Source organism: Kitasatospora cathayae, assembly GCF_027627435.1.
Taxonomy (GTDB): Bacteria; Actinomycetota; Actinomycetes; order Streptomycetales; family Streptomycetaceae; genus Kitasatospora; species Kitasatospora cathayae.
In genome coordinates this window covers 377,493-403,049 of record NZ_CP115450.1, presented here as the reverse complement: position 1 = coordinate 403,049, position 25,557 = coordinate 377,493, and the positions used below count along the sequence as shown (strand labels likewise).

The following is a 25,557-nucleotide window of genomic DNA, read 5'->3' as shown; positions in this document are numbered from 1 at the left end:
TCCGTGCCCGATCACCGAGAGACCAGGGAGATGCACCGAATGGGCACGTTAACATTCCCAGAACTGCCCCCCGGCTTCCACTTCGGCGCCGCCACCGCCGCCTACCAGATCGAGGGCGCCCACGACGAGGACGGCCGCGGCCCGTCCATCTGGGACACCTTCAGCCGCACCCCTGGCCGCACCCTCGGAGGCGCCAACGGCGACACCGCCTGCGACCACTACCACCGCTACCCCGAGGACATCGCCCTGCTGCGCGAGCTCGGCGTCGACGGCTACCGCTTCTCGATCTCCTGGCCGCGCCTGTTGCCGCAGGGCACCGGCCCGGTCAACCCGAAGGGCCTGGACTTCTACGACCGGCTGATCGACGAACTGCTGGCCGCCGGCATCGCGCCCGCCGCCACCCTCTACCACTGGGACCTGCCCCAGACCCTGGAGGACCGTGGCGGCTGGCGGGTGCGGGAGACCGCCGAGGCCTTCGCCGAGTACGCGAACGTCGCCGCCGACCGCTACGGGGACCGGGTCGAGCGCTGGATCACCCTCAACGAGCCGTTCTGCTCCGCCTTCGTCGGCTACGCCGAGGGCCGGCACGCGCCCGGCGCCCGGGAGGGCCGCGGGGCGCTGGCGGCCGCCCACCACCTGCTGGTCGGTCACGGCCTGGCCGTACGGGAGCTGCGCGTCGCCGGCGCCCGCGAGGTCGGCATCACGCTCAACCTCGACCGCCTGCACGCCGCCTCCGACCGGCCCGAGGACCTCGCCGCCCTGCGCCGGGCCGAGGTGCTGCACAACGAGGTCTGGACCGAGCCGCTGTTCGCCGGCCGCTACCCCGAGCACGAGGCCGAGACCTGGGAGGGCCTGGCCGACGGCCCCTGGCGCCGACCGGGGGACCTCCAACTCATCGGTGTGCCACTGGACTTCGTCGGCATCAACTTCTACCGGCCGACCACCGTCGAGGCGGCCCCGCACCGCGCGGACGACCCCGGACTGCGCACCGCCATGGACATCGGCGTCGCCGAGCCCAACCCGTACGGGACCCGGCTCACCACCATGGGCTGGCCCGTCGTCCCGTCCGCGTTCACCGAACTGCTCTGCGACCTCGACACCCGCTACCCGCAGCTCCCGCCGGTCTGGATCACCGAGAACGGCTCCGCCGAGGCCGACAGCGTCACCCCCGACGGCCAGGTGCACGACGAGGAACGGATCGACTACCTGGCGAGCCACCTCGCCGCCGTCGCCGACGCCATCGCGGCCGGCGTCGACGTGCGCGGCTACTACGTCTGGTCCCTGCTGGACAACTTCGAGTGGGCCCGCGGCTACGAGCAGCGCTTCGGCCTGGTCCGCGTCGACTACGACACCCTGACCCGAATCCCCAAGGACAGCTACCACTGGTACCGGGGCCTGATCACCGCGCACCGCGCGCGGACGGAGGAACCTGCCCGATGAAGTTCACCGACGGCTACTGGCTGATGCGCCCGGGCGTCACCGCGCGCTACGCCACCGAGGTCGCCGACGTCCGAACCGGCGAGGACCGGATGACCCTCTACGCGCCCGTCAGACACGTGCGCGGCCGTGGTGACACGCTCAACAGTCCACTGCTGACCGTCGAGTGCTGGTCCCCGGCCGAGGGCGTGATCGGGGTGCGCGCCACCCATCACGCCGGCTCGGTGCGGCGCGGGCCGGAGTTCGCCCTACCCGGCGCCGAACAGGGCAACGGAAAGGTGCGCCGGGACGGCGACGTGGTGGAACTGAGCTCCGGCGAACTGACACTGCGGGTGGACACGTCCAAGCCCTGGCAGCTGGAGTTCACCGCCGGCGGCCGGGTGCTCACCACGGTGGGCGAGCGAGGCACCGGCTTCGTCACCGACGCCGACGGCCGCCACCACATGCTCGGACAGCTCGCCCTCGGCGTCGGCGAACTGGTCTACGGCCTGGGGGAGCGGTTCACCCCGTTCGTCCGCAACGGCCAGGTGGTGGACATCTGGCAGGCGGACGGCGGCACCAGCAGCGAACAGGCGTACAAGAACGTCCCCTTCCACCTGACCAACCGGGGCTACGGCGTTTTGGTGAACCACCCCGGCAAGGTCAGCTACGAGATCGGCTCCGAAGCCGTCGGCCAGGTGCAGTTCAGCGTCGAGGACCAGTCGCTGGAGTACTTCGTCGTCCACGGCCCCACCCCCAAGCGGATCCTGGAGCGCTACACCGCCCTCACCGGCCGCCCCGCGCTGCCACCGGCCTGGGCGCTCGGCCTGTGGCTCACCACCTCCTTCACCACCGACTACGACGAGGCCACCGTCAACCGCTTCGTCGGCGGCATGGCCGAGCGCGGCATCCCGCTCAGCGTCTTCCACCTGGACTGCTTCTGGATGCGCGAGTACCAGTGGTGCGACTTCGTCTGGGACCCGGACACCTTCCCGGACCCGGCCGGCATGCTGGCCCGGCTCAAGGAGCAGGGCCTGCGCATCTCGGCCTGGATCAACCCGTACATCGCGCAGAAGTCGGAGCTGTTCGCCGAGGGACTGCGCGAGGGCTTCCTGGTGCGCCGCCCGGACGGCAGCGTCTGGCAGTGGGACCTGTGGCAGCCGGGCATGGCCCTGGTGGACTTCACCAACCCCGCCGCCCGCGACTGGTACACCGGCAAGCTGCGCACCCTGCTGGACATCGGCGTCGACTGCTTCAAGACCGACTTCGGCGAGCGCATCCCCACCGACGTGGTCTGGCACGACGGCTCCGACCCGGAACGGATGCACAACTACTACACCCACCTCTACAACAACACGGTGTTCGAGCTGCTCCGCGAGGTGCGCGGCGAGGGGGAGGCGCTGCTGTTCGCCCGCTCCGCCACCGTGGGCGGCCAGCAGTTCCCGGTGCACTGGGGCGGCGACTGCGAGTCGCACTTCAACGCCATGGCGGAGTCGCTGCGCGGGGGCCTGTCCCTCGGGCTGTCCGGCTTCGGCTTCTGGAGCCACGACATCGGCGGCTTCGAGGGCACCCCGACCCCCGCCGTCTTCAAGCGCTGGACCCAGTTCGGCCTGCTCTCCTCGCACAGCCGGCTGCACGGCAGCAAGTCCTACCGGGTGCCGTGGGACTTCGGCGAGGAGGCCGTCGAGGTCACCCGCGAGTTCACCCTGCTCAAGCACCGTCTGGCGCCCTACCTCCAGCGCGCGGCCCAGCAGGCGCACGCCACCGGACTCCCGGTGATGCGCGCGATGGTGCTGGAGTTCCCGGACGACCCGGCCGCCGCCGCGCTCGACCGGCAGTACCTGCTCGGCGACGACCTGCTCGTCGCCCCGGTCTTCACCGAGGACGGAACGGTCGAGTACTACGTGCCCGAGGGCACCTGGACCAACTTCCTGACCGGCGACCAGGTCACCGGCCCGCGCTGGGTGCGCGAACAACACGGCTTCCACACCCTGCCGCTGCTCACCCGCCCCGACTCCGTCATCCCGCTCGGCGCGGACGACCAGCGCCCGGTCTCCGCCTGGGCGGAGGGCGTCGAACTGCGCGTCCACGCCTTCGCCGACGGCGCCGAGCGCACCGTCGTCATCCCGCGCGCCGACGGCCCCGGCGAGACCGCCCGCTTCCAGCTGCGCCGCACCGGCGACCGGCTCCGGGTCACCACCGACAGCCCGCACCCCTGGCAGCTGCGGATCGGCGGCCCGGACGGCGCCCTGCACATCAGCCCGGCCGGCACCCCCGAGGCCGAACTGCACTACCCGGCCTGAGTCCGTGCCCCCGAACGCGGGGGCCCCGCGCGTCACCGCATGGACGTGCGGGGTCCCGCCCCCTTCCGCTTGGCACCCGGGGCGGGTACGCCCTCGACGAGGTCACCGAGCCCCGGTTGGTCCACTTCGACCCCTGGCCGGGCAACGTCTTCATCCGGCCGGGTGGCGCCGAACAGGCCCGGATCACCGGCCTCATCGACCACGAGCGGGCGTTCTGGGGCGATCCGGCCGCCGAGCTGGTCTCCCTGGCCTTCGGCGGTGACACCGGCCCGGACAGCCCGCTCCTCACCGGCTGCGCCGGAGCCGGCGGCAGCCTCGACCCCGGCCCCGCCCTTCGCCACCGAGTGGCCCTCTACCAGCTCTACCTGGGCCTGCTGCTGGTCGTGGAGTGCGCCCCGCGCGGCTACGGCGAGGACCACCTCGCGTTCTGCCGCCGGATGCTCGCCGACGCCATCGCCCGGCTCCGGGCGATGGGATAGCTATGACAACCAGAAGAGCAGAGGAGTCACCCTTGTCCTACAGCATCCGCGCGGGCGGTCTGGAACGGCACACCGCCGCGGAGATCCTCCGCATCGAGCCCTGGGGACCGGACGCCGTCCGGGTGCGCGCCTCGTCCGGGACCCTCGACCCCGCCGCCCCCGGCGCGCTGGAGAACCCCTCGCCCTGCCCGCACGCCCAACCGTCCGTCTCGGACGACGGCCGCGCCCGCCTGGTCAACGGCCGCATCGCCGTCGAGGCCGCGGCGGACGGCCGGCTGAGGTTCCGCCACGCCGTGTCGGGCCGCGAACTCCTCGCCGAGCGCAGCCCGCACGCCCACCACGCCGGCTCTCGCGTCCACGCGCCGGGCGGCCGGACGGAACAGTCCTTCGACGCCTACGACGGTGAACGGCTGCACGGCCTGGGGCAGCACCTGCACGGGCGCCTGGACCAGAAGGGCTGTGTGATCGACCTCGTCCAGGCCAACACCGTCTCGGCCGTCCCCTTCCTGCACTCCTCGCGGGGCTACGGGCTGCTGTGGAACAACCCCGCCACGGGCCGCGTCGAACTGGGCGCCGACACCACCCGGTGGACCGCCGACTGCGGCGGGCGCATCGACTACTGGATCACCGCCGGCGACACCCCGGCCCAGATCCTGGACTCCTACACCCGGGCCACCGGACGCCCGCCCCTGCTCCCCGAATGGGCCTCCGGCTTCTGGCAGTCGAGGCTGCGCTACCGCACCCAAGCCGAACTCCTGGCGGTGGCACGGCAGTACAAGGAACGTGGACTGCCGCTGTCCGTCATCGTCTGCGACTTCTTCCACTGGCCGAGGATGGGCGACTGGCGCTTCGAGGAGAGCGAGTGGCCCGATCCCGCCGCCATGGTCAAGGAGTTGTCGGACCTCGGAGTGAAGCTCGCCGTCTCGGTGTGGCCCACCGTCGAGCCCGGCAGTGACGCGTACGACGGGCTGCGCTCGGCCGGACACCTGGTACGGGACGCGGGTGGCGGCCTGCTCACCTTCCCGTGGCCGTCCCGGTACGGCGGTGAGGCGCTGATCCGCCCGATGGCCTACTACGACGCCACCCACCCCGGAGCCCGCGCCGCGCTGTGGCGGCGGTTGGACGACAACTACCGTTCGCTGGGCGTGGCCTGCTTCTGGCTGGACGCCTGCGAGCCCGACCTGCCCCCGGGCATCGCCGAGCGCGCCGTCTACGCGGCCGGGCCCGCCGCCGAGGCCGCGAACCTCTACCCGCTGGAGCACGCCCGAGGGGTGGCCGACGGCCTGCGCGCGGCGGGCGAGGACCGGCCGCTGTCGCTGGTCCGCTCCGCGTGGGCGGGCAGCCAGCGGCACGGGGCCCTGCTGTGGTCCGGTGACATCCCCACCACCTTCGACTCCCTCGGACGCCAGATCAGGGCCGGGCTGAACGTCGCGATGAGCGGCATCCCCTGGTGGAACACCGACATCGGCGGCTTCCTCGGCGGCGACCCGGACGACCCCGCGTACCGCGAACTGCTGGTCCGGTGGTTCCAGTACGGCACCTTCAGCCCCGTCATGCGGCTGCACGGGGACCGCGAGCCCAACTACCCCGCCTTCGCCACGGACATGACCGGCGGGCCCAACGAGGTCTGGTCGTACGGTGAGCAGGCGTACGGCATCCTCCGCGACCACCTGCTGCTGCGCGAACGCCTGCGACCGTACCTGCGGCGGCTGTCCGAGGACGCCCACCGCACCGGCGCCCCGCCGATGCGCCCGCTGTTCTTCGACTTCCCGGAGGACGAACGCGCCTGGGACGTGGACGACCAGTTCCTGCTCGGCCCCGATCTGCTGGTGGCCCCCGTCCACGAGGCCGGCGCCCGCTCCCGCCGGGTCTACCTGCCGGCCGGCACCCGCTGGCTCGACCCGGTCGGCGGCCGCGCCCTGGAGGGCGGTACGACGCTGGATGCCGAGGCCCCGCTGGAACGCATCCCCGTCTTCGTCCGCGAAGGGGCCGAGGTCGCGGGCAGCCTCGTCTGACGCCGGCCGGGGCCGGTCAGCCCCCGCCCATCCCGCCCTGGGCGGCGACCATGGTCAGGTTCAGCCCGCTCACCGCCCGGGCCAGGCCCGGGGCCTCGTCGGCGAGCCGACCGGTGAGCGCGGCGATCCGCCTGCCGTGGGCCCTGCGGTCGTGCCCCGAGAGCACCAGCCGCAGGTGCCCGTGGGCGGCCAGCGCCGCGAGGACCGCGTCGGTGAACGGCACCGCGGCGACCGGTGCGCCGCCGCGGACGACCTCGGCCACCCGCACCTGGAGGTCCAGGGCCTCGCGCGGATCGTCCACCGCCACCGTCCGCTGCGGCGCGACCGGGCCGTAGGGGTCGCGGTCGGCCACGGTCACCACGCCGAGCACCGCGAGCCGCTCCTCGACGGCCTCCAGGGTGTCGTCGCGGCTGCGCCTGATCCACGCCTTCCAGGAGCGGGGCGGCTCGCCCACCTCCGCGAGCAGCGCGTCCAGGACCGGGTCCCCGGTGGCGGCGGCGGAGACGATCCGCACCCGTCCCGCCCCGTCCGCGGCGACGGCGCCCCGGTGGGCGAGCTCGGCCAGGGCGGCGGCGCGCACCAGGAAGCCGGCCCGGGTGCGGTCCTGCAGGGACTGCGCCCGGGTGTCGAAGGCCAGCAGGTAGGCGTCCAGATGGAGTCCTCGGCTCATGGCACCGACGATACGGCGCGCCGGCCAGTCCGCCATCGACCTGCGGGACGACCCGTCCTCCACCTGCCGGAGCACGCGCGAGCGGAGGGTCGGACCTCCGAGCGGTGCCGGCTACGTCCCCACGGTCGGGTGCGCGGTGAAGCTGAACCGGTCGCCCCGGTAGAGCGAGTGGACGCACTCCACCGGGGTGTCCGAGTGGTCCCGGGTGACCCGGCGGGGGCACCGGTCCGGGTCAGCGGGCGCCGAGGAGGTGTTCGAGGGCGAGCTGGTCCAGCTGCTCGAAGGCCATGCCGCGCCGGGCGGCGGCGTCCACGTCGAACTCCTCGAAGGCGGAACCGTCTGCCAGCAGCCCGGCCAGGCCGTCCTCGGCCGTGGGGCGGGCGAGTTCGGGCAGGCGGGAGGCGGCGAGCGCCGCCTGGACCTCCGGATCGGCCCGGAAGGCGCGGGAACGCTCCGCCAGCAGCAGGTAGTTGCGCATGCAGCCGGCCGCCGAGGCCCAGACGCCGTCGAAGTCCTCGGTGCGCGGCGGCTTGAAGTCGAAGTGCCGGGGGCCGTCGTAGCCGGCCGACTCCAGCAGGTCGACCAGCCAGAAGGCCTGCCGCAGGTCGCCCGCGCCGAAGCGCAGGTCCTGGTCGTACTTGATGCCGGACTGGCCGTTGAGGTCGATGTGGAACAGCTTGTCGTGCCACAGGGCCTGGGCGATGCCGTGCGGGAAGTTGAGCCCGGCCATCTGCTCGTGGCCCACCTCCGGGTTGAGGCCGACCCGCTCGGGGCGCTCCAACGCGTTGATGAACGCCAGGGCGTGGCCGACGGTGGGCAGCAGGATGTCGCCGCGCGGCTCGTTGGGCTTGGGCTCGATCGCGAAGCGCAGGTCGTAGCCCTGCTGTTCGACGTACTCGCCGAGCAGGTCGAAGGCCTCCTTGAGCCGGTCGAGCGCGGTCCGCACGTCCTTGGCCGCGCCGGACTCGGAGCCCTCGCGCCCGCCCCAGGCGACGTAGACCGAGGCGCCGAGTTCGACGGCCAGATCGATGTTGCGGATGGTCTTGCGCAGCGCGTAGCGGCGGACGTCGCGGTCGTTGGCGGTGAAGGCGCCGTCCTTGAACACCGGGTGGGTGAAGAGGTTGGTGGTCGCCATCGGGACCTTCAGTCCGGCGGCGTCCAGGGCGGCGCGGAAGCGCTTGACGGTCTCCTCGCGGGTGGCCTCGCCCGCGCCGGAGGGGATCAGGTCGTCGTCGTGGAAGGTGACGCCGTAGGCGCCGAGTTCGGCCAGGCGCTGGACGGTCTCGACCGGGTCGAGGGCGGGGCGGGTCGCGTCGCCGAAGGGGTCGCGCCCCTGCCAGCCGACGGTCCACAGACCGAAGGTGAACTTGTGCGCGGGGGTGGGGGAGAGGGTGTCGCTGGACATGGAGCGGCTCCGGATCAGTGCCAGGGGGTGTTTGTCAGGACTCTCAACAAATTAGTATGCCGGAACGTCAGAAGGAAACCCCCGCACCGGAGGAACGCATGGCTGAGCAGCGTGTCGTGATCGGCTTCGACAGCTCGACGCAGTCCACCAAGGCCCTCGCCGTCGACCTCGACACCGGCACCGTGCTGGGCCGGGGCCGTGCCCCGCACAGCGTCAGCACGGGCGCCGGTCGCGAGAGCGACCCCGAGCAGTGGTGGCGGGCGCTCGGCGAGGCCGCGGCGGCGACGGACTGGGCGGACCGCGCGGCCGCCGTCTCGATCGCGGGCCAGCAGCACGGCCTGGTCACCCTGGACGCGGCCGGGGCGCCGGTCCGCCCGGCACTGCTCTGGAACGACGTCCGCTCCGCGCCCCAGGCCGCCGAGTTGAAGGCCGCGATCGGTGCGACGGAGCTCGCCCGCCGCACCGGCAGCGTCCCCACCGCCGCCTTCACCGCCCCCAAGTGGGCCTGGCTGCGCGCCCACGAACCCGCCGCCGCCGAGCGAGCCGCCGCCGTCCGCCTCCCGCACGACTTCCTGACCGAGCGGCTGACCGGTGAGCCGGTCACCGACCGGGGCGACGCCTCCGGAACCGGCTGGTGGGGCCCGGACGGCTACGATCAGGACGTCCTCGCCCGCATCGGCCTCGACCCGGCCCTGCTGCCCGAGGTCCTGCCCCCGGGCGCCCCGGCCGGTGCCGTCCGCCCCGGGACGCCGCTGCGCGAAGGGACGCCGGTGGCCACCGGCACCGGCGACAACATGGCCGCCGCCCTCGGGCTCGGCCTGCTCCCCGGGCAGCCCGTGCTCAGCCTCGGCACCTCCGGCACCGTCTACGCCGTCGGCCGCAGCAGGCCCGCCGACCCGACCGGCACCGTCGCGGGCTTCGCCGACGCCCTCGGCGGCTGGCTGCCGCTCGCCTGCACGCTCAACTGCACCCTCGCCGTCGACCGCTTCGCCGCCCTGCTCGGACGCGGCCGCGACGAGGTCGAGGAAGGCGGCACCGCCGTCGTCCTGCCCTACCTCGACGGCGAGCGCACCCCGGACCTCCCGGACGCCTCGGGCCTGGTCCACGGGCTGCGCCACGACACCACCCCGGGGCAGCTGCTCCAGGCCGCCTACGACGGCGCCGCCCACGCCCTGCTCGCCGCGCTGGACGGCGTGCTGCGCGCGGGCGGCGCGGATCCGGCGGGCGACGGACCGCTGCTGCTGATCGGCGGCGGCGCCCGCGGGCGGGCCTGGCAGCAGACCGTGCTGCGGCTCTCCGGCCGGGCCGTCCAGGTGCCCGACGCGCGGGAACTGGTCGCGCTCGGCGCCGCCGCCCAGGCCGCCGCACTGCTCACCGGTGAGCCGGCCGACGCGGTGGCACGGCGCTGGCGGACGGCCCGCGGTCCGGTGCTGGACCCGGTGAAGAAGGACGAGGACGCGCTGATGCGGATCGGCGATACCCTGCGTCGGTCCGGGGCCTTGCAGGGTGCCCCGGTCGGGGACCGGTAGGAGGAGCGGCGCGTGACGGTGGTCGGCAAGGTGGGCAGCAGCGGGGAGAACGGGCCCGCGTCGCTCCAGGACATGCGGCGGCAGAACCTGGCGGTAGTCCTCGGCGCGGTCGCCGCGCACGGCCCGCTCTCCCGCGCGGACGTCTCCGGGCGCGTCGGTCTGACCAGGGCGGCCGTCTCCTCGCTGGTCGACGAGCTGATCGGGCGCGGCGCGGTGACCGAGGCGGCGGCCACCGCCAGCGGACGGGTCGGCCGACCCGGACGGGCACTGACCGTGAGCGGTGCGGGCCCGGCGGGCCTCGGCCTGGAGATCGGCGTCACCCACCTCGGCGCGTGCGTGGCGGACCTGCGCGGTGAGCCGCGGGTGTGGCGCCGGGTGGAACAGGCCAACGCGGACCGGCCCGTCGGGAAGGTCCTGGCGGAACTCGCCGCGCTGGCCGCCGAGGCGGAGGCCGAGGCCGCCGCCCTCGGGCTGCGCGTCGAGGGCCGCGTCCTGGCCGTGCCCGGCGTCGTGCCGAACGGCCCCCGCGGACTGATCGAGCGCGCGCCCAACCTCGGCTGGCACGGCGTCCGGCTCACCGACCACTGGCCCGAACCGGACACCGTGCCCGAGCCGGAGAACGAGGCCAACCTCGGTGCGCTGGCCGAGTACTGGAACGCCGGGAACCCGGTGGAGACCTTCGTGCACGTCTCCGCCGGGGCCGGCATCGGTGCCGCCCTGGTCATCGACGGGCGACTGTTCCGGGGCGCCCGCGGCTTCGCCGGCGAACTCGGCCACATCCCGGTGCACCCGGACGGCCCCGGCTGCGCCTGCGGCGCCCGCGGCTGCCTCGAGCAGTACGCGGGCGAGGCGGCCGTGCTGCGCGAGGCCGGTCTCGCGCAGCACGGCCCGGGCGACGCGGTCGCCCTGCTGGCCGAACGGGCGGGCGCCGGGCACGCGGGGACCCTGGCGGCGCTGGACCGGGCGGGGGGCGCCCTCGGCCTCGCCCTCACGGCCGCCGTCGACCTGATCGACCCGGACGCCCTGGTGCTCGGCGGTGCCTACGCCGACCTCGCCGACTGGCTGCTGCCGTCCGTGCGGGCCGAGTTGGCCGACCGGGTCACCGTCCGCCCCTGGGCCCCGGAGGCGCTGCGCCCGTCCGCCCTGGGGCGGCGCGGGCCGCTGCTGGGCGCGGCGCTGACGACGGTCCGCCGGATCATGGCGGACCCGACCCTGCTGCCCGTCGGCTGACGGCCCCTCGGCGCGGTTCCGAGGGGCCGTCACCGCGTCAGTCGTGCTCGACGACGACCATCGCGTGCCCGTCGGTGGTGGTGACCCGCACGTGGACGTACTCGCCGTCGTGCTCCCACTCCAGCTCCTGTCCGGCGGGCTGCAGCCGAACCGAGCGCGGCGCGGCGGCGAGCCGGACGGAGACCGGCACGTCGACCAGCGGGAAGGCGTTGTGCACCAGGTCCAGCTCCGGGGTCTCCCGGGCCGGGACGAAGCTGATCAGGTGCACCACGGTGGCCGTGGCGGTCCGGGCGACGGTGGTCTCCAGGTGGACCGGCCCGCCCGCGCGGACCAGCGGGTCCGGCAGGAGCCGGTCCAGGGCCGCACCGAGCAGCTGGCGGTACGTCTCCAGGCCGTGCTGGTGGAACGACTCCAGCAGCGGCACGGTCACCGCGGCCACCCCGTCGCCGACGACGACGGCCACCTCGTCGGTCGGGTCGGCCGGGGGAGTGTAGGAGTGGCCGCAGAAGCGGTCCCAGGAGCGCGGGAAGTAGGGTGCCACGATCCGGGCCAGCACCTCGGCTCCGGGCAGCGCCCGGGCGGTCAGCCGGGAGCCGTGGCTGATGATCGGGAAGTCCTCCGGAACCCCGGGCACGTTCTCGCAAGCGAGGAAGGTCTCGCCGGCCGGAGCCGGGGCCAGGCCCTCGACCGGGAGGTCGGGCAGGGCCGGCTCGGAGCCGTTCCTGAGCAGCGCGGGCCCGACCAGCAGCACGGCGCCCCCGGCCCGCCGGTACGCGGCCAGGCGCTCGGCCAGGTCGTCGTCCACGGGGGTGCTCTCCGGCACCACGACGGCCCGGTACCCGCCCAGGTCGGCGGTCGGCGGGACCATGTCGAACTGCGCGCGGAGCTGCTGGAGCGCCCGGACGGCGCCGATGTTGCTCGCGCCGGGGTTGTCGCCGAGGGCGGGGTCGACGACCACGGCGATCTCGCTGACGATCCGTCCGCCGTCGACGAACGGCTCGCACGCCGCGAGGTGCCCGTAGGCCGAGCCGATCAGCTCGTACACCGCCCGCGAGGGCACTCCGCGCGGGTGCAGCACGTCACCGACGCCGCCGGTCAGACCGTGGCCCAGCATCTGGCTGGTCTCGTAGCGCAGGGCTGCCCGGGGCTTGAGGGCGGCGTTGTCGCCCCAACTCTCGTGGAAGCGCCCGGTGTGGCTGAGGACGGGCAGCCCGAGCGGGCGGACGAAGCGCGCCACGTAGGGCAGGAACGCGTAGCCCCAGCCGCCGGTGGGCAGCCCCTCGATCTCGACGTGCCGGATGAACCGCTGATCCTCGGCCAGCCCGGTCTTGGGCCGGCTGTTGAACCAGGCGCCCTGGACGGCGTCCGGGGGGAGGGCCTTCTCCACCATGGTGGAGTAGCGGGCCATGTAGCGCCGGGCCACCAGCTCCGCGTAGCGGTTCCGGTGGTCGGCGTCGGCCGGGTCCAGGCCCTCGCGGCGCATCCCGTCGATCGCCCAGCGGCTCGCACTCGGCTGGTTCCAGCACATGTCGATGAAGATCCCGTCGACCGGGGCGAAGCGGCGCAGCACCTCGTCCAACTGGTCGGCGAAGTAGTCGGCGTAGGGGCTGGACATGTCGAGGACGTTCCAGGCCGCCTCGAACGCCGAGGCGTTCCACTTGGTGATCTTCAGGTTCTCGTCGTGCGCGATCCACTCGGGGTGCTCCCGGGCCGCGTACTCGTCGACCTGGAGGGACAGGTAGATCGGTGTGCGGATGCCCACGGCGTGCAGGGCCTCGACCTGTCCGGCGAGCAGGTCGAGGTCGGGGGCGAGGCCCGGGTGGCGCTCCGGCCGGTCGGTCCCGTAGTAGAGGTGGCCGTGGTGGCACTTGGCGAAGAGGGTGACGCTGTCGACGTGGGCGTCCTGGAAGGTCCGGGCGAAGGTCACCGGGTCGAAGTCCCGTCCCACGTCGGGGATGTCGGGCCCGGTGTGGAAGTCCAGGTGGACGGTGCGGCGGGGGAAGCGGGCAGGGCTGTGAGCGTTCACATCGCCATGAGTCATGAGATGGATTTATAGGCGGTGCGCGCCGAGGAGTCTAGCGATGCGGGGAGGATACATCCGATGAATGGCCGATTGCATCGGACATAGCGCGAACATCGAGCCAAAATCAGGAGGTCACATTTGAAAGTCATCGGATGCTTCTACTTGTCGTCCAGGTTTCACACTCGTAAGGTCCTCGATACCGCGAGTGCCCCGGACGGTGGAGGCGCTGTAGGCGGGTGAGGGATGCCCTCGCAGTTATCGTTCGCCCTTCGGCGCCTCGGCCGACGTGTCAAAACGCCAAAACATCGGAGGAATCCGCATGAAGCGCCTCGCCCAGACCATCAGGCTCCGGCCCGAGCACCGCGAGGAGTACCTCCGCCTCCACTCCGCCGTCTGGCCCGGAGTCGAGGCGGCCCTCCACCGGGCGCAGGTCCGCAACTTCAGCATCTTCCTCCACGGCGACGTGCTGTTCGCCTACCTCGAGTACCACGGCGAGGACTTCGACGCCGACATGGCGGTCCTGGAGGCCGACCCCGAGACCCAGGAGTGGTGGAAGCTCACCGACCCCTGCCAGGAGCCCTGGCCCGACCGGGGCGACTCCCGCCAGTGGACCGAACTCACCCAGGTCTGGCACCTGAGCGAGCCCGGCGGCCACACCGCCGACTGACCCATCCACGCCGGACCCACCCCCACCGGAGCCCCCGTGCCCCCCAGTCAGCCCCCCGCGCTCATCGACGCCCACCACCACCTGTGGGACCTCGTCCAGCGCCCGCAACCCTGGCTCGACGAGCCCGACCTGACGTCGATCCGCCGCACCTTCACCCCCGACGACCTGTGGGCCACCGCCACCAGCACGGTGGCGGGCCGCCGGCTCGACCGCACGGTGGTCGTGCAGTGCGTGCCGGATGTCCCGGAGACCGAGGACCTGCTCGAACTCGCCGCCCGGGAGCCGCTGATCGCGGCCGTGGTCGGCTGGGCGGACCTCACGTCCCCTGCCGTGGGCGACGAGCTCGACCGGCTGCTCGCTGGCCCGGGCGGCAGCCACCTCCGCTCGCTGCGCCACCTGGTCCAGGGCGAAACGGACCCCGAGTGGCTGCAACGCCCCGAGGTCGAAGGCGGGTTGGCGGCGGTCCGGGACCGCGGTCTCGGCTACGACGTGCTCGTCCGCAGCCACCAGCTCGACCAGGCGAGCCGGCTGGCCGAGCGCCTCCCGGACCTGCCGCTGGTGCTCGACCACGCGGGCAAGCCGGACATCGCCGGCGGCGAACTGGGGGAGTGGGAGCAGCGGTTGCGGCGGCTCGCCGCGCACCCGCAGGTGGTCTGCAAGGTGTCGGGACTGATCACCGAGGCCGACCACCAGGCCTGGACCACCGCCGACATCCGCCCGGTGTGGGACGTCCTGCTGAGCGCCTTCGGCGCCGACCGGCTGATGTTCGGCTCGGACTGGCCGGTGGCGAACCTTGCGGGCGGCTGGAACCGCTGGGCCGAAACCGTGGACGAGCTGCTCGGCGGGTGCTCCGCCGACGAGACGTCGGCGATCCTCGCGGACACCGCGACCGCCTTCTACCGCCTCACCTCCAACGCGTAACCCGCCACTCTCACAGAAGAGGACTGGGACCACCATGACACTTGCCGTTCGATACACGGCCGCCCGCACACTGGACACCGCCCCGGCCGAGCTCTCCGAGCCCGGCCCCGGGGAGGTCCTGCTGGCCCCCGCCTACGTGGGGATCTGCGGCACCGATCTGCACATCTTCCACGGCGACATGGACGCCCGCGTCGCCGCGCCCGCCGTCCTCGGTCACGAGATGTCCGGCCGCGTGCTCCAGGTCGGTGCCGGTGTCGAGGGCTGGCGGGCCGGGGACGCGGTGACGGTGATGCCGCTGCGCTGGGACGGCACCTGTCCGGCCTGCCTGAGTGGACATCAGCACGTCTGCCAGAACCTGGACTTCATCGGCATAGACTCGCCCGGTGCGATGCAGCAGCGCTGGACGGTCCCCGCCGACACGCTGATCCGGCTGCCGGGCTCTCTCGCCCTGGACCGCGCCGCGCTGGTGGAGCCCACCGCGGTGGCCGTGCACGACGTCGGACGGGCCCGGGTCCAGGCCGGTGAGCGGGTCGTCGTCGTGGGCGGCGGTCCGGTCGGGATCCTGATCGCGCTGGTGGCACGGGCGGCCGGGGCCGAGGTGCGGGTCGTGGAGCTGAGCGCCCACCGGCGCAAGCTCGCCGAGGAGTTGGGGCTCGCCGCCTGGGACCCGGGCGCCGAGGATGTGCCCGAGGCGGTACGGCAGTGGACCGGGGGCGCGGGCGCGGACGTCGCCTTCGAGGTGTCCGGCGCGGCGGCCGGGGTGGACACCGCGGTCGAGGTGCTGGGGGTGCGGGGCAGGCTGTGCCTGGTGGCGATCCACCCCCGGCCCCGCGAGGTGAACCTGCACCGCTTCTTCTGGCGCGAACTCACCCTGGTGGGCGCGCGGTTGTACGACCGCTCCGACTTCGAGCGGGCGGTGGAGCTGGTCGCCAACGGCACGATCCCGGCCGAGCGGCTGATCAGCAAGGTCGTGCCGCTGGACGAGGCGCCCGCGGCGTTCGAGGCCCTGGAAGGTGGCGGCGACGTGATGAAGATCCTCGTGGACTGCACCGACGACACCCAGGAGGTCAGCGCATGAACGCCTTCGACCTGACCGGCAGGCTGGCCGTCGTCACCGGAGCCCGGCGCGGCATCGGCCGGGCCATGGCCCGCGCCCTGGCCGAGGCCGGGGCGGACGTCATCGGGGTCAGCGCCAACCTGGAGGAGAGCGGCAGCGAGGTCGAGAAGGATGTCGTGGCCGCGGGCCGCTGCTTCGAGGCGCTCCGCGCCGACTTCGCCGACCCGGACGCGGTGCGGGCCCTCGGCGCGGACCTCGCGGGCCGCGAGCGGCCGGTGGACATCCTGGTCAACAACGCCGGCACCATCCGCCGCGCACCTGCCGCCGAACACCCGGACGCCGACTGGGACTTGGTGCTCCAGGTCAACCTGGCCGCGCAGTTCTCGCTGACCCGCGCGGTGGGCGCGGCGATGATCGCCCGCAGCCAGGGGAAGATCATCTTCACGGCGTCCCTGCTCAGCTTCCAGGGCGGCATCACCGTCCCCGGCTACACCGCCGCCAAGCACGGGATCGCCGGTCTGACCAAGGCCCTGGCCAACGAGTGGGCAGGGTACGGCGTCAACGTCAACGCCATCGCGCCCGGCTACATCGCCACCGACAACACCCAGGCGCTGCAGGACGATCCGGCGCGCAGCAAGGCGATCCTGGAGCGGATCCCGGCCGGTCGCTGGGGCCGGGCGGACGACCTGGCCGGCGCCACCGTGTTCCTGGCCTCGGACGCCGCCGCCTACGTCCACGGCACCGTCCTGCCCGTCGACGGCGGATGGCTGGGCCGTTGACCACCGATCTGGCTGCCGTCCTGGACGGCGCCCGCGTCATGCCGGTGCTGACCGTGCGCGACCCGGCGACGGCCGGCCCGCTGGCCGACGCGCTCGCCGAGGGCGGCGCCCGCTGTGCCGAGGTCACCTTCCGTACCCCGGCCGCCGAGCGGGCGCTCAAGGCGATGGCGACGCACGGCGGCCTGGCCGTCGGCGCCGGCACGGTGCTCTCCGCCGAGCAGGCGCAGCGCGCGGTGGCGGCCGGGGCCCGGTTCGTCGTCTCGCCCGGCTACGACGAGGAAGTCGTCGCCGCGTGCCGGGAGTTGGACGTCCCGGTGGTGCCCGGAATCGCGACCGCCACCGAGCTGATGCGGGCCCTGCGGGCCGGCCTCACCACGGTCAAGCTCTTCCCCGCCGAGGCCAGTGGCGGCCTGCGCACGCTCCGCGCGCTCGCGGCGCCCTTCCCCGGGGCGCGCTTCGTGCCGACCGGCGGGATCGGCCCCGGCCAACTGGCCGGCTACCTCGCCGACCCCGCGGTCCTCGCCGTCGGCGGCAGCTGGCTGGCGACGCCCGCACACCTGGACTCCGGCGACTACCAGGAGGTCCGGCGCCTGACGGCCGAGGCCGTGGAGGTGGGTGCGCCGTGACCGAGGTGGTGGCCCTCGGCGAGGTCATGCTGCGCTTCGACCCGGGGGAGGGGCGGATCAGCACCGCCCGGACCTTCCGGGTGTGGGAAGGGGGCGGGGAGTACAACGTCGTCCGCGGGCTGCGCCGCTGCTTCGGCCTGCGGACGGCCGTGGTCACCGCGCTCGCCGACAACGCCGTGGGCCGGCTCGTCGAGGACCTGATCCTCCAGGGCGGTGTCGACACCTCGCTGATCCGCTGGGTGCCCGACGACGGCATCGGCCGCAGCGCGCGCAACGGCCTGAACTTCGTCGAGCGGGGCTTCGGCATCCGCGGCGCGCTCGGCGTCAGCGACCGCGCGGGCACCGCGGTTTCGCAACTGCGCAAGGGCGACGTCGACTGGGACGCGGTCTTCTCCTCGGGCCCGCGCTGGTTCCACACCGGCGGCATCTTCGCCGGCCTGTCCGACACCACCGCGGACGTCGCGGAGGAGGCGATGACGGCCGCCCGCCGCCACGGACTCACCGTCTCCTACGACCCCAACTACCGCCCGAGCCTGTGGGCCGGGCGCGGGGGGCCGGAGCGGGCCCGGGAGACGGACCTGCGCCTGGCCCGGCACGCAGACGTCATCGTCGGCGCCCTGGGGATGGCGGGCCGCCATCCCGGCGCCGAGCGCTTCGGCTCCGACGAGGTGCCGGACGCGCTCGCCTCGGTGGCCGCCCTGCTCCCCGGGGTGCGGTTGCTGGCGACGACCCTCCGCGAGGTCCCCTCGGCCGGGGTGAACGACTGGGGCTCGGCCGCGTGGTCGGCGAAGACCGGGTACGTCCTCGGCCCCGCGATGCCCGGACTGCACGTCCTGGACCGCATCGGCTCCGGAGACGGCTTCGCGGCCGGCCTGATCCACGGCCTGCTCGCCGGTGCCCCGCTGGAGCGCGCCCTCGCCTACGGTACGGCCCTGGGCGCCCTCGCCATGACGACGCCCGGCGACGTCGTGATGGCCTCGCTCGCCGAGGTCGAGGCCCTGGTGGCGGGCGCCTCCGCCGCCGTCCGACGCTGACCGGCGGCGCCCCAGCCGCCGCAGCACGCAGTACGAACACCGGGAGAGCCCGGCGGACCTGGTCCGCCGGGCTCCGGTTCGTACGGTGGCGCCCGAGAGGGGAGTCCGCGCGTCACTGTCACTGGACCGTCCAGACCTGGCCGGTCTGGTTCAGCGGCATGAACTGGTCGATCGCGGCTCCGTTCGTCGTCGAGCCGTTGCCCACCTCCAGGATCTGCCGGCTCTCGAAGTCGCGGATGAGGCACCCGCCGCTGGTCGGCTCGAAGTACCAGAGCTGGTTGTTGCCGCCGCCGTTGGCGGGGTCGACGTAGAAGTTCGTCGTGGCGGCGAAGGCGGACTGGGCGGGCAGTGCGGCCGTGAGGACGTCGATGAGCTTGGTTGGGCCGTACCTGTGGACGCCGAAGCCCGCGCCCGGGGAGACTGGTCGCGGGCTTCGGCGGTGCGGCGGGGAGTCGGCGGACGAGGTCCTAGCCGTTGGGAAGGGACGGGTCCAGGAAGCGGCGGTCGTAGACCTCCAGCGAGCGGATCGAGGCCCACGTGCCGGAATCCAGGCCGCCGGTGACGGTCACCCGGACGTAGCGGGTCTGGGCCGTGAACGTCGCGGTCCGCACCTGGGCGGCGGTGGTGTTCCCGGTCTGGTCGGCGAGGGTGGACCAGGTGGAGCCGTCGGCGGATCCGTCGATCCGGAAGCGGTAGGCCTTCCCCGGCTGTTCCCAGGCGATCCGGGCGCCCGTGACCGGGCGCACCGAGCCGAGGTCGACCTGGAGCCAGTGCCCGGTGCCGCCGTCGGCCGCGCACCAGCGGGTGGAGGTGTCCCCGTCCACCGCGTGGGCGGCCACGTTACCGTGCGAGGTCTCCGCGCTGTCGGCCGTGGTCGGGCAGCCGCGGGCGATGTCCGTCGGGACCACCGGCCGGTCGAGCACGATGGCCACGACCGTGTCGTCCAGGTAGCGGGTGCGGTCGATGCCGGTGACGGTGACGGCGTTCGCGCCGGTCGTGCTGAAGGACAGCGGGCTCTTGGAGACCACGTCGTAGACCGAGGTGACGTTCGCGTCGCCGAGCGAAGGCGTCGTGAAACTGCTGCCGCCGTTGTACCCGGCCAGCAGGTGGGCGTAGACGGTCCTGTCGGCGAAAGTGAAGCCGTACTGGCCGTCCACCGGGTTCCACGGGCCGCCGCGGGTGTTGTAGACGGCCTCCCGGTTGGCGCTCATGAACCCGCCCAGCTGACGGATCAGCGCGGCCTGCTTGCTCGGGACCGTACCGGTCGCGTCCGGGCCGACGTTGACTAGCACGGACATGTCGCGGACGAAGGAGTTGACGAACAGGCCCAGCGCCTGGGAGAAGGGCATGGCGGAGTCGCCGCTGTACCCCCAGGTCCCGCCGACGCTGAACGTCTTCTGGACCAGGCGGCCGTAGCGGATCGGCCCGCTCGGCACACCGGAGCCCTCGTCGAGGTCGTAGTCCCCCACCCACCCCGAACGGGAGTTGGACACGGCGTTCGGCTGGTGCTGGCGCAGCACGCCGGTGAGACCCAGCGGCCTGCCGGTGCCCCACTCGCTCTCGCCGTACGCGGTGTCCACCTGCCAGCCGTTGCCGCCGTCCCGGTACTGACCGGGCTCCCAGAAGAACGACCCCGCCGCGTCGGTGCCCTGCTGCGCCAGCCAGCCGCCGTCCCACCAGATGTCGTCGATCGCGCCGAAGTCGGTGACCAGTTCCTTCACGGACTGGTACACCTCGTTCTTCATGGTCCGGGCGTTCTCGTGGTAGTCGAAGCCGGCCGGGTCGGAGCCCTCGTAGTTCCACGGGTACACGCTGTTCGGCAGCACGCAGTCGGAGGTGAGCGCGGGGTTCGGCGGCTTCGCGCCGCTCACGTCGTAGTAGCCGGGGTAGCGCCAGTCGATCGGGGAGTAGTAGAGCCCGACCCGCAGGCCTGCCGCGCGCACGGCGTTCACGTAGCCCTTGACGAAGTCCGTGCCGGCGGGGAACGGGGTGTCGCCGGTGGTCCAGGCGTTGGGGTGGCGGCTGGGCCACAGGGCGAACCCCTCGTGGTGGCGGGTGGTCAGGACGACTTCGGCGGCACCGAGGTCCTTGGCCAGCTGCGCCCAGGCGGCGGGGTTGTAGGACTGGGACTGGCTGGCGAACGAGCCGGCGTACTGCGCCCGGTAGGAGGTCGGCCCGGTCTTCGAGTAGAACATGTGCCACTCGCCCTGGGCCGCTGCCGAGTAGACGCCCCAGTGGATGAACATGGACACCTTGTTGTCGCGCATCCACTGGATCTTGCTGTCCGGCTGCTGCCAGGCCCCCTGGTCGAGCTTCGGGACGCGCAGCGGGACGAGGGGCAGCGGGTCGCCCGCGGCCCCGGCCGCCTCGGCCGGGGCGCTGACGGGGCCGACGACGGTGGCGGCGGTTGCCACCGCCATGGCGGTGAGCGCACTCCTGCGACTGATGGATCGTGACATGGATGCTCCGTTTGTCCTGGAATGCTCACTGTCGGGTGGGCTGCGCGAGTCAGGTACATGTATGGCGTCGCCCGGAGCGGCGTGTCAAGGTATCTGGCAGCGATATATCCGATGATTCGCAAGGTCGATGCTCACGGCGGGATGTGGGTCGGCACTCTCCAGGGCTCGGTCAGCCCCGCCTGGCATTCGACCAACGTGCAGGTGAGAGTGGCGACTTGGGACTCATTCCATGATCTCCAAGGTCCATTCGGTCCTGCGTGCGATCGGAGATCGCGCCGCACGATTCCATGGAAGGCGGCATATTCATCGGATCGATTCGCGTCCATCGCGGTGACGGTGGACCGACTTGTGCATACACTGACAACGGCCGGAACAGCCGCCCGGCCGTCCCAGCCGGTGCGGCCCTCCCAGCCGTCGTAGCCACCCCTGCCGTTGTGTCAGCCGAGGGCCGACCCGGGCTCGCCGAGGGTGTCGCGGAGCCAGTGCTCGACCCCGGCGACGTGCACGGTCGCCCAGGCGTGGGCGAGTTCCGGGCGTCGGCTGGCGATCGCGTCGTAGATCGCTCGGTGCTGCTGGCGGGTGCGGTCCGCCGCGCCCTCCTCGGTCAGCCCGCGCCAGATCCGCGCGCGCGTGGTGGGGCCGGACAGGCCGTCGATCAGTGAGGAGAGCACGGTGTTGCCCGAGCCGGCCGCGATCCTGCGGTGGAACTCCAAGTCGTTGGCGATGATCTCGTCCAGGGTGGCGGCCTCGTCCAGCTTCTGCAGCAGCGCGGCCAGTTCGGCGATGTCCTCCTCGGACATCACCCGGGCGGCCATCGCGGTGGCGGCGGGCTCCAGGATGCGGCGGACCTCCAGGAACTCCAGCACCGTGTTGTCCTGGTGGAAGTCGACGACGAACGCCAGCGCGTCCAGGAGGATGTCGGGCTCCAGGCTGGTCACGTACGTGCCGTCGCCCTGGCGCACGTCGAGCACCCGGATGAGCGACAGCGCCTTGACCGCCTCCCGCAGGGAGTTGCGCGACAGGCCCAGCCGCTCGGCGAGGTCCGCCTCCTTCGGGAGCTTCGCGCCGGGGCGGAGCTCGCCGCTCACGATCATGGCCTTGATCTTCTCGATCGCCTCGTCGGTGACTGGCACAGCCTCGCCTTTCCTGGTCATCTGATCTTCGCAGCATACGGGTTCCGCCCGCCCCGGCCGTGGTGCTTCCGGACACCGGGGCCGGGACGGGCAGCCAGGGCGGTTACAGCTCCCACACCGCGGGCAGCCCGGCCGCGGCACCCGCCGCCGAGTAGTCGTGGACGACGTCGAGGAGTTCGGCCATCCGCGCCTGCCAGGCGATGTTGACCGGGAGGCCCTCCAGCCGGGCGAGCAGCCGGGCGTAGTCCTCGCACTCCAACAGGTGGAACAGCTCCGGACCGCTGCGCCAGATCGTCCAGGAGGTCACGCCCGCCGCCCTGATGGCGTCGGTGAGTTCGGCGGGCACCTCCCGGTGCGCGGCCTCGTACTCCTCGATCCGGTCCGTACGGACGCGGGTGTGCAGGGCGATCCTCATGGCTGCTCCTCGGGGGCGGTGGCGGCTGCGGTCTCGGCGGTGTCGACGATGACGACGTCCAGAGTGTGGGGCCCGTGCGAAGGTGGCACCGGAGACGGCGGCCTTGGCACGGAGGAACTTCTGGCGCTGGTGCCGGCGGGCGGCCTCGGCGAGTTCGGCGGGGTCGTCGCTCAGCCCTTCGGGGGCTGGCTGCCCCCACTCGCCCATCCGCTCGGCGAACAGCTCGCGGATCTCGGTCACCACGGCGCGGCCGGTCCCGGGGAACACGGTGTCGTTGAAGCAGGTGATGAACAGCGCGGCGCGCATCAGTGCGCCTCTTGTGGGGTCGGGACGTCCGGCGGCAGCAGCCCGCGCTCCTTCAGCTCCGCCCACAGCTCGTCCGGCACGCGGTGGCGGAGCATGGCGGCGGCGTCCCTCACCTCGGCGGCGCTGCGGGTGCCGACCAGCACGCTCGCCACGGCGGGGTGCCCGAACGGGAAGCGCAGCGCCGCGGCGCGCAGCGGCACGCCGTGCTCCTCGCAGACGGCCTTGAGGTCGAGGGCGCGGGCGAGCAACTCCTCGGGCGCGGGGGCGTAGTCGAACGTGGCGCCGGGCCGTGGGTCGGCGAGCAGGCCGGAGTTGAAGACGCCGCCGATGACGACACCGACGCCGCGGTCGGCGGCCAGCGGCAGCAGTTCGGTGAGTCCGCGCTGGTCGAGCAGGCTGTAGCGGCCGGCCAGCAGGACGGTGTCGAGATCGGTCTCGCGGATGAAGCGGGCGAGCAGCTCCGCCTGGTTCATCCCGACGCCGATCGCGCCGACCATCCCTTCGGCACGCAGCCGCGCCAGCTCGGGGTACGCCTCGGAGATCGCCTGGTCCGCGTGGTCGTCGGGGTCGTGCAGGTAGACGACGTCGATCCGGTCCAGCCCGAGCCGTTCCAGGCTGTCCTCGATCGAGCGCCGGACGCCCACGGCGCTGAAGTCCCAGACCCGGCGGTGGGTGGCGGGCACGGCGAAGCCGTTGGCGAGGTCGTCGCCGCGGGACTCCGGGGCCGGGCGGAGCAGTCGGCCGACCTTGGTGGAGAGGACGTACTCCTCCCTGGGGCGGTGGCGCAGGGCCTGTCCGAGCCGGCGCTCGGACAGGCCCAGGCCGTAGTGCGGGGCGGTGTCGAAGTACCGCACGCCCGACTCCCAGGCGGCCGCGACGGCTGCTTCGGCCTCGGCGTCGGTGACCGGGGTGAACAGGTTGCCGATGCCCGCCGCGCCGAAGGCGAGTTCACCGACCTGCACCGTGCTGTGCCCCAGAGGCCGGCGGCGCGCGGTCACGAGCGGGCCTGCGGCCGCAGTCGCAGGTTCGCCATCCCGCCGTCGACCTGGAGGGTCATGCCGGTGGTGCTGCCGGCGGCCGGGGAGACCAGGTAGGCGATGGCGGCGGCCACCTCCTCGGGGGTGACCAGGCGCCCGTGCGGTTGACGGGCGTTCAGCGCGGCGCGTTCGGCGGCCGGGTCGTCGGCGGCGTCCAACAGCCGGCCGACCCAGGGGGTGTCCACGGTGCCGGGGCTGACGCAGTTGACCCGGATGCCCTCGCGGACGTGGTCGGCGGCCATGGACAGGGTGAGCGAGTGCACGGCGCCCTTGCTCGCCGCGTACAGCGCGCGCTGCGGCAGACCGGTGGTGACGACGATGGAGCCAAGGTTGACCACCGAGGCCCGGGTGGAGCGGCGCAGGTGCGGCAGGGCGGCGCGGGTGGTGCGGACGACGCCGACGAGGTTGACGTCGAGGACGCGGAGCCACTGCTCGTCCGGGTTGTCCGCGACGGTCCCGATCGCGCCGATGCCCGCGTTGTTGACCAGGATGTCGATCCCGCCGAGCGCCTCGGCCGCCGCCTCGACGGCGCCGGACACCGAGGCGTCGTCGGAGACGTCGGCGGTGAAGCCGAGCAGCGGCTCCGGCACCGCCGACGGGTCGAGGTCCAGGACGGCCACCCGCGCGCCGCGCTCGGCGAGCAGGGTGGCGGTGGCCAGACCGATCCCGGAGGCGCCGCCTGTGACGACCGCCGTGAGTCCGTCGAGTTCAGCGGCCGTCATGCGGTCGCCTCCTTCTGGGCCAGCTCCTCGGCCCAGAAGGAGCCGTGGGGGTACTGGTAGGTGTCGAGTGAAGTCTGGTGCATGGCGGCCGAGAATCCCGGCAGGGTCGGGGCCCGGTAGTGGCCGTCGGTGATCACCACCGGGTCGAGGAAGTGCTCGTGGAGGTGGTCGACGAACTCGATGACGCGGTCCTCGGTGGTGCCGGTGAGGGCGACGAAGTCGAACATGGACAGGTGCTGGACGAGTTCGCACAGGCCCACGCCGCCGGCGTGCGGGCAGACCGGGACGCCGAACTTGGCGGCGAGCAGCAGGATGGCGAGGTTCTCGTTGACGCCGCCGACCCGGGCCGAGTCCAGCTGGAGGACGTCGATGGCGCCGGCCTGGAGCAGCTGCTTGAAGACGATGCGGTTCTGCACGTGCTCGCCGGTGGCGACCTTCACCGGGCTGACCTGCCGCCGGATCGTCGCGTGCCCCAGGACGTCGTCGGGGCTGGTGGGCTCCTCGATCCAGTACGGGGCGAACTCCGCGAGCGCCTTGGTCCATTCGACGGCCTCGGCCACGTTCCAGCGCTGGTTGGCGTCGATGGCCATCCGGATGTCAGGCCCGACGGCGGCGCGGGCGGCCCGGCAGCGGCGGATGTCGTCCGCCAGGTCGGCGCCCACCTTGAGCTTGATCTGCCGGAAGCCGTCCGAGACGGCCGCACGGGCGAGGCGGGTGAGCTTCTCGTCGTCGTAGCCCAGCCAGCCCGGGGAGGTGGTGTAGGCGGGGTAGCCCCGCTGGAGCAGCGTCGCGGCGCGCTCGTCCGCGCCCTGCTTCCCGCGCCGCAGCAGCTCCAGCGCCTCCGCGGGCGTGAGGGCGTCGGCGATGTAGCGGAAGTCGATCTGGGAGACGAGCCATTCGGGGTCGGCGTCGGCGAGCAGCTGCCACAGCGGCTTGCCCTGCTGCTTGGCAGCGAGGTCCCAGACGGCGTTGACGACGGCCCCGATGGCCATGTGCATCACGCCCTTCTCCGGGCCCAGCCAGCGCAGTTGGCTGTCGCCGATCAGGTCGTGGTAGAGCGAGCCGGGGTCGGCGCACAGCTCGTCGACCGGGCGTCCGACGACGTGCGGGCGGAGCGCGTCGATGGCGGCCACCTGGACGTCGTTGCCGCGTCCGATGGTGAAGGTGAAGCCGTGGCCCTCGTGGCCGCCGTCGGAGGTCCGCAGGACGACGTAGGCGGCGGAGTAGTCGGGGTCCGGGTTCATCGCGTCGGACCCGTCCAGCTCCCGCGAGGTGGGGAAGCGGACGTCATAGGTGTCGACGGCGGTGATCCGCGCAGTGGTTGCGGACAA

General features: G+C 73.2%; 22 protein-coding genes and 1 pseudogene. 12 read left to right on the top strand and 11 right to left on the bottom strand.

Annotated features, from left to right (window positions below; genetic code table 11):
* Window positions 1-39 precede the first annotated feature (39 nt).
* The 4 genes from O1G21_RS02025 to O1G21_RS02010 all read left to right on the top strand — a co-directional run bounded on the left by O1G21_RS02025 (window position 40) and on the right by O1G21_RS02010 (window position 6,213).
* A complete protein-coding gene (locus O1G21_RS02025; protein WP_270140201.1) occupies window positions 40-1,440 on the top strand; it encodes a GH1 family beta-glucosidase in 1,401 nt (466 codons plus the stop codon).
* Window positions 1,437-3,719: an alpha-xylosidase gene (yicI, locus tag O1G21_RS02020; protein ID WP_270140199.1), complete on the top strand. Its 2,283-nt coding sequence runs from the start codon at window positions 1,437-1,439 to the stop codon at window positions 3,717-3,719. Before O1G21_RS02025 ends, yicI begins: the two co-directional genes overlap by 4 nt.
* Window positions 3,720-3,835: 116 nt before the next feature.
* Complete coding sequence (locus O1G21_RS02015; RefSeq protein ID WP_270140196.1) at window positions 3,836-4,198, top strand: phosphotransferase; 363 nt, start codon at window positions 3,836-3,838, stop codon at window positions 4,196-4,198.
* 2 nt (window positions 4,199-4,200) lie between these two features.
* On the top strand, window positions 4,201-6,213 hold the full coding sequence (locus O1G21_RS02010; protein ID WP_405000575.1) for a glycoside hydrolase family 31 protein: 2,013 nt from the start codon (window positions 4,201-4,203) through the stop codon (window positions 6,211-6,213).
* 16 nt (window positions 6,214-6,229) lie between these two features.
* Here O1G21_RS02010 and O1G21_RS02005 read toward each other — a convergent pair whose 3' ends face one another.
* Both O1G21_RS02005 and xylA read right to left on the bottom strand, forming a co-directional pair.
* The gene (locus O1G21_RS02005) at window positions 6,230-6,883 is read right to left on the bottom strand and encodes a GOLPH3/VPS74 family protein (protein ID WP_270140190.1); all 654 of its coding nucleotides are present in this window, start codon (window positions 6,881-6,883) and stop codon (window positions 6,230-6,232) included.
* Between the two features lie 232 nt (window positions 6,884-7,115).
* Window positions 7,116-8,288 carry a xylose isomerase gene (gene xylA, locus O1G21_RS02000; RefSeq protein ID WP_270140188.1) on the bottom strand — a complete coding sequence of 391 codons (1,173 nt, stop codon included), beginning with the start codon at window positions 8,286-8,288 and terminating at the stop codon, window positions 7,116-7,118.
* 98 nt (window positions 8,289-8,386) lie between these two features.
* Here xylA and xylB point away from each other — a divergent pair, with 98 nt between their 5' ends.
* Both xylB and O1G21_RS01990 read left to right on the top strand, forming a co-directional pair.
* On the top strand, window positions 8,387-9,817 hold the full coding sequence (gene xylB / locus O1G21_RS01995; RefSeq protein ID WP_270140186.1) for a xylulokinase: 1,431 nt from the start codon (window positions 8,387-8,389) through the stop codon (window positions 9,815-9,817).
* Window positions 9,818-9,889: 72 nt separating this feature from the next.
* Window positions 9,890-11,047: an ROK family transcriptional regulator gene (locus O1G21_RS01990; protein WP_270150747.1), complete on the top strand. Its 1,158-nt coding sequence runs from the start codon at window positions 9,890-9,892 to the stop codon at window positions 11,045-11,047.
* A gap of 37 nt (window positions 11,048-11,084) precedes the next feature.
* Here O1G21_RS01990 and O1G21_RS01985 read toward each other — a convergent pair whose 3' ends face one another.
* On the bottom strand, window positions 11,085-13,088 hold the full coding sequence (locus O1G21_RS01985; protein WP_270140185.1) for an alpha-amylase family protein: 2,004 nt from the start codon (window positions 13,086-13,088) through the stop codon (window positions 11,085-11,087).
* A gap of 301 nt (window positions 13,089-13,389) precedes the next feature.
* Between O1G21_RS01985 and O1G21_RS01980 the strand changes: the two genes are divergently transcribed.
* Genes O1G21_RS01980 through O1G21_RS01955 form a run of 6 tightly spaced genes read left to right on the top strand, consistent with a single transcriptional unit; the run spans window position 13,390 to window position 18,154 of the window.
* The gene (locus O1G21_RS01980) at window positions 13,390-13,737 is read left to right on the top strand and encodes an L-rhamnose mutarotase (RefSeq protein WP_270140183.1); all 348 of its coding nucleotides are present in this window, start codon (window positions 13,390-13,392) and stop codon (window positions 13,735-13,737) included.
* A 36-nt stretch (window positions 13,738-13,773) separates the two neighbouring features.
* On the top strand, window positions 13,774-14,658 hold the full coding sequence (locus O1G21_RS01975) for an amidohydrolase family protein (RefSeq protein ID WP_270140181.1): 885 nt from the start codon (window positions 13,774-13,776) through the stop codon (window positions 14,656-14,658).
* Window positions 14,659-14,692: 34 nt separating this feature from the next.
* On the top strand, window positions 14,693-15,736 hold the full coding sequence (locus O1G21_RS01970; protein ID WP_270140179.1) for a zinc-dependent alcohol dehydrogenase: 1,044 nt from the start codon (window positions 14,693-14,695) through the stop codon (window positions 15,734-15,736).
* Window positions 15,733-16,494, top strand: coding sequence for an SDR family oxidoreductase (locus O1G21_RS01965; RefSeq protein ID WP_270140176.1), 762 nt, complete (start codon window positions 15,733-15,735; stop codon window positions 16,492-16,494). Before O1G21_RS01970 ends, O1G21_RS01965 begins: the two co-directional genes overlap by 4 nt.
* Window positions 16,491-17,120 carry a bifunctional 4-hydroxy-2-oxoglutarate aldolase/2-dehydro-3-deoxy-phosphogluconate aldolase gene (eda, locus tag O1G21_RS01960; protein ID WP_270140173.1) on the top strand — a complete coding sequence of 210 codons (630 nt, stop codon included), beginning with the start codon at window positions 16,491-16,493 and terminating at the stop codon, window positions 17,118-17,120. The genes O1G21_RS01965 and eda overlap by 4 nt, the downstream gene beginning before the upstream one ends.
* Entirely contained in the window at window positions 17,117-18,154 is a 1,038-nt protein-coding gene (locus tag O1G21_RS01955; protein ID WP_270140171.1) for a sugar kinase, read from the top strand. Before eda ends, O1G21_RS01955 begins: the two co-directional genes overlap by 4 nt.
* 118 nt (window positions 18,155-18,272) lie before the next feature.
* On the opposite strand, the gene O1G21_RS41655 is transcribed toward O1G21_RS01955, so the two are convergent.
* From O1G21_RS41655 to O1G21_RS01915, 8 genes and pseudogenes are all read right to left on the bottom strand, one after another.
* Window positions 18,273-18,392: a hypothetical protein gene (locus O1G21_RS41655; protein WP_405000778.1), complete on the bottom strand. Its 120-nt coding sequence runs from the start codon at window positions 18,390-18,392 to the stop codon at window positions 18,273-18,275.
* A 229-nt stretch (window positions 18,393-18,621) separates the two neighbouring features.
* On the bottom strand, window positions 18,622-20,613 hold the full coding sequence (locus O1G21_RS01945; protein WP_270140168.1) for an alpha-L-fucosidase: 1,992 nt from the start codon (window positions 20,611-20,613) through the stop codon (window positions 18,622-18,624).
* Window positions 20,614-21,050: 437 nt separating this feature from the next.
* Window positions 21,051-21,746: a FadR/GntR family transcriptional regulator gene (locus O1G21_RS01940; RefSeq protein ID WP_270140166.1), complete on the bottom strand. Its 696-nt coding sequence runs from the start codon at window positions 21,744-21,746 to the stop codon at window positions 21,051-21,053.
* A 103-nt stretch (window positions 21,747-21,849) separates the two neighbouring features.
* Window positions 21,850-22,161, bottom strand: a complete 312-nt coding sequence (locus O1G21_RS01935) for an L-rhamnose mutarotase (protein ID WP_270150745.1) — start codon at window positions 22,159-22,161, stop codon at window positions 21,850-21,852.
* 78 nt (window positions 22,162-22,239) lie between these two features.
* A pseudogene (locus tag O1G21_RS01930) lies at window positions 22,240-22,395 on the bottom strand ((4Fe-4S)-binding protein); the annotation flags it as partial.
* A 71-nt stretch (window positions 22,396-22,466) separates the two neighbouring features.
* Window positions 22,467-23,465 carry an aldo/keto reductase gene (locus O1G21_RS01925; protein ID WP_270140165.1) on the bottom strand — a complete coding sequence of 333 codons (999 nt, stop codon included), beginning with the start codon at window positions 23,463-23,465 and terminating at the stop codon, window positions 22,467-22,469.
* Window positions 23,462-24,226, bottom strand: a complete 765-nt coding sequence (locus O1G21_RS01920; protein ID WP_270140164.1) for an SDR family NAD(P)-dependent oxidoreductase — start codon at window positions 24,224-24,226, stop codon at window positions 23,462-23,464. Before O1G21_RS01920 ends, O1G21_RS01925 begins: the two co-directional genes overlap by 4 nt.
* A complete protein-coding gene (locus tag O1G21_RS01915; RefSeq protein WP_270140162.1) occupies window positions 24,223-25,557 on the bottom strand; it encodes an L-fuconate dehydratase in 1,335 nt (444 codons plus the stop codon). The genes O1G21_RS01920 and O1G21_RS01915 overlap by 4 nt, the downstream gene beginning before the upstream one ends.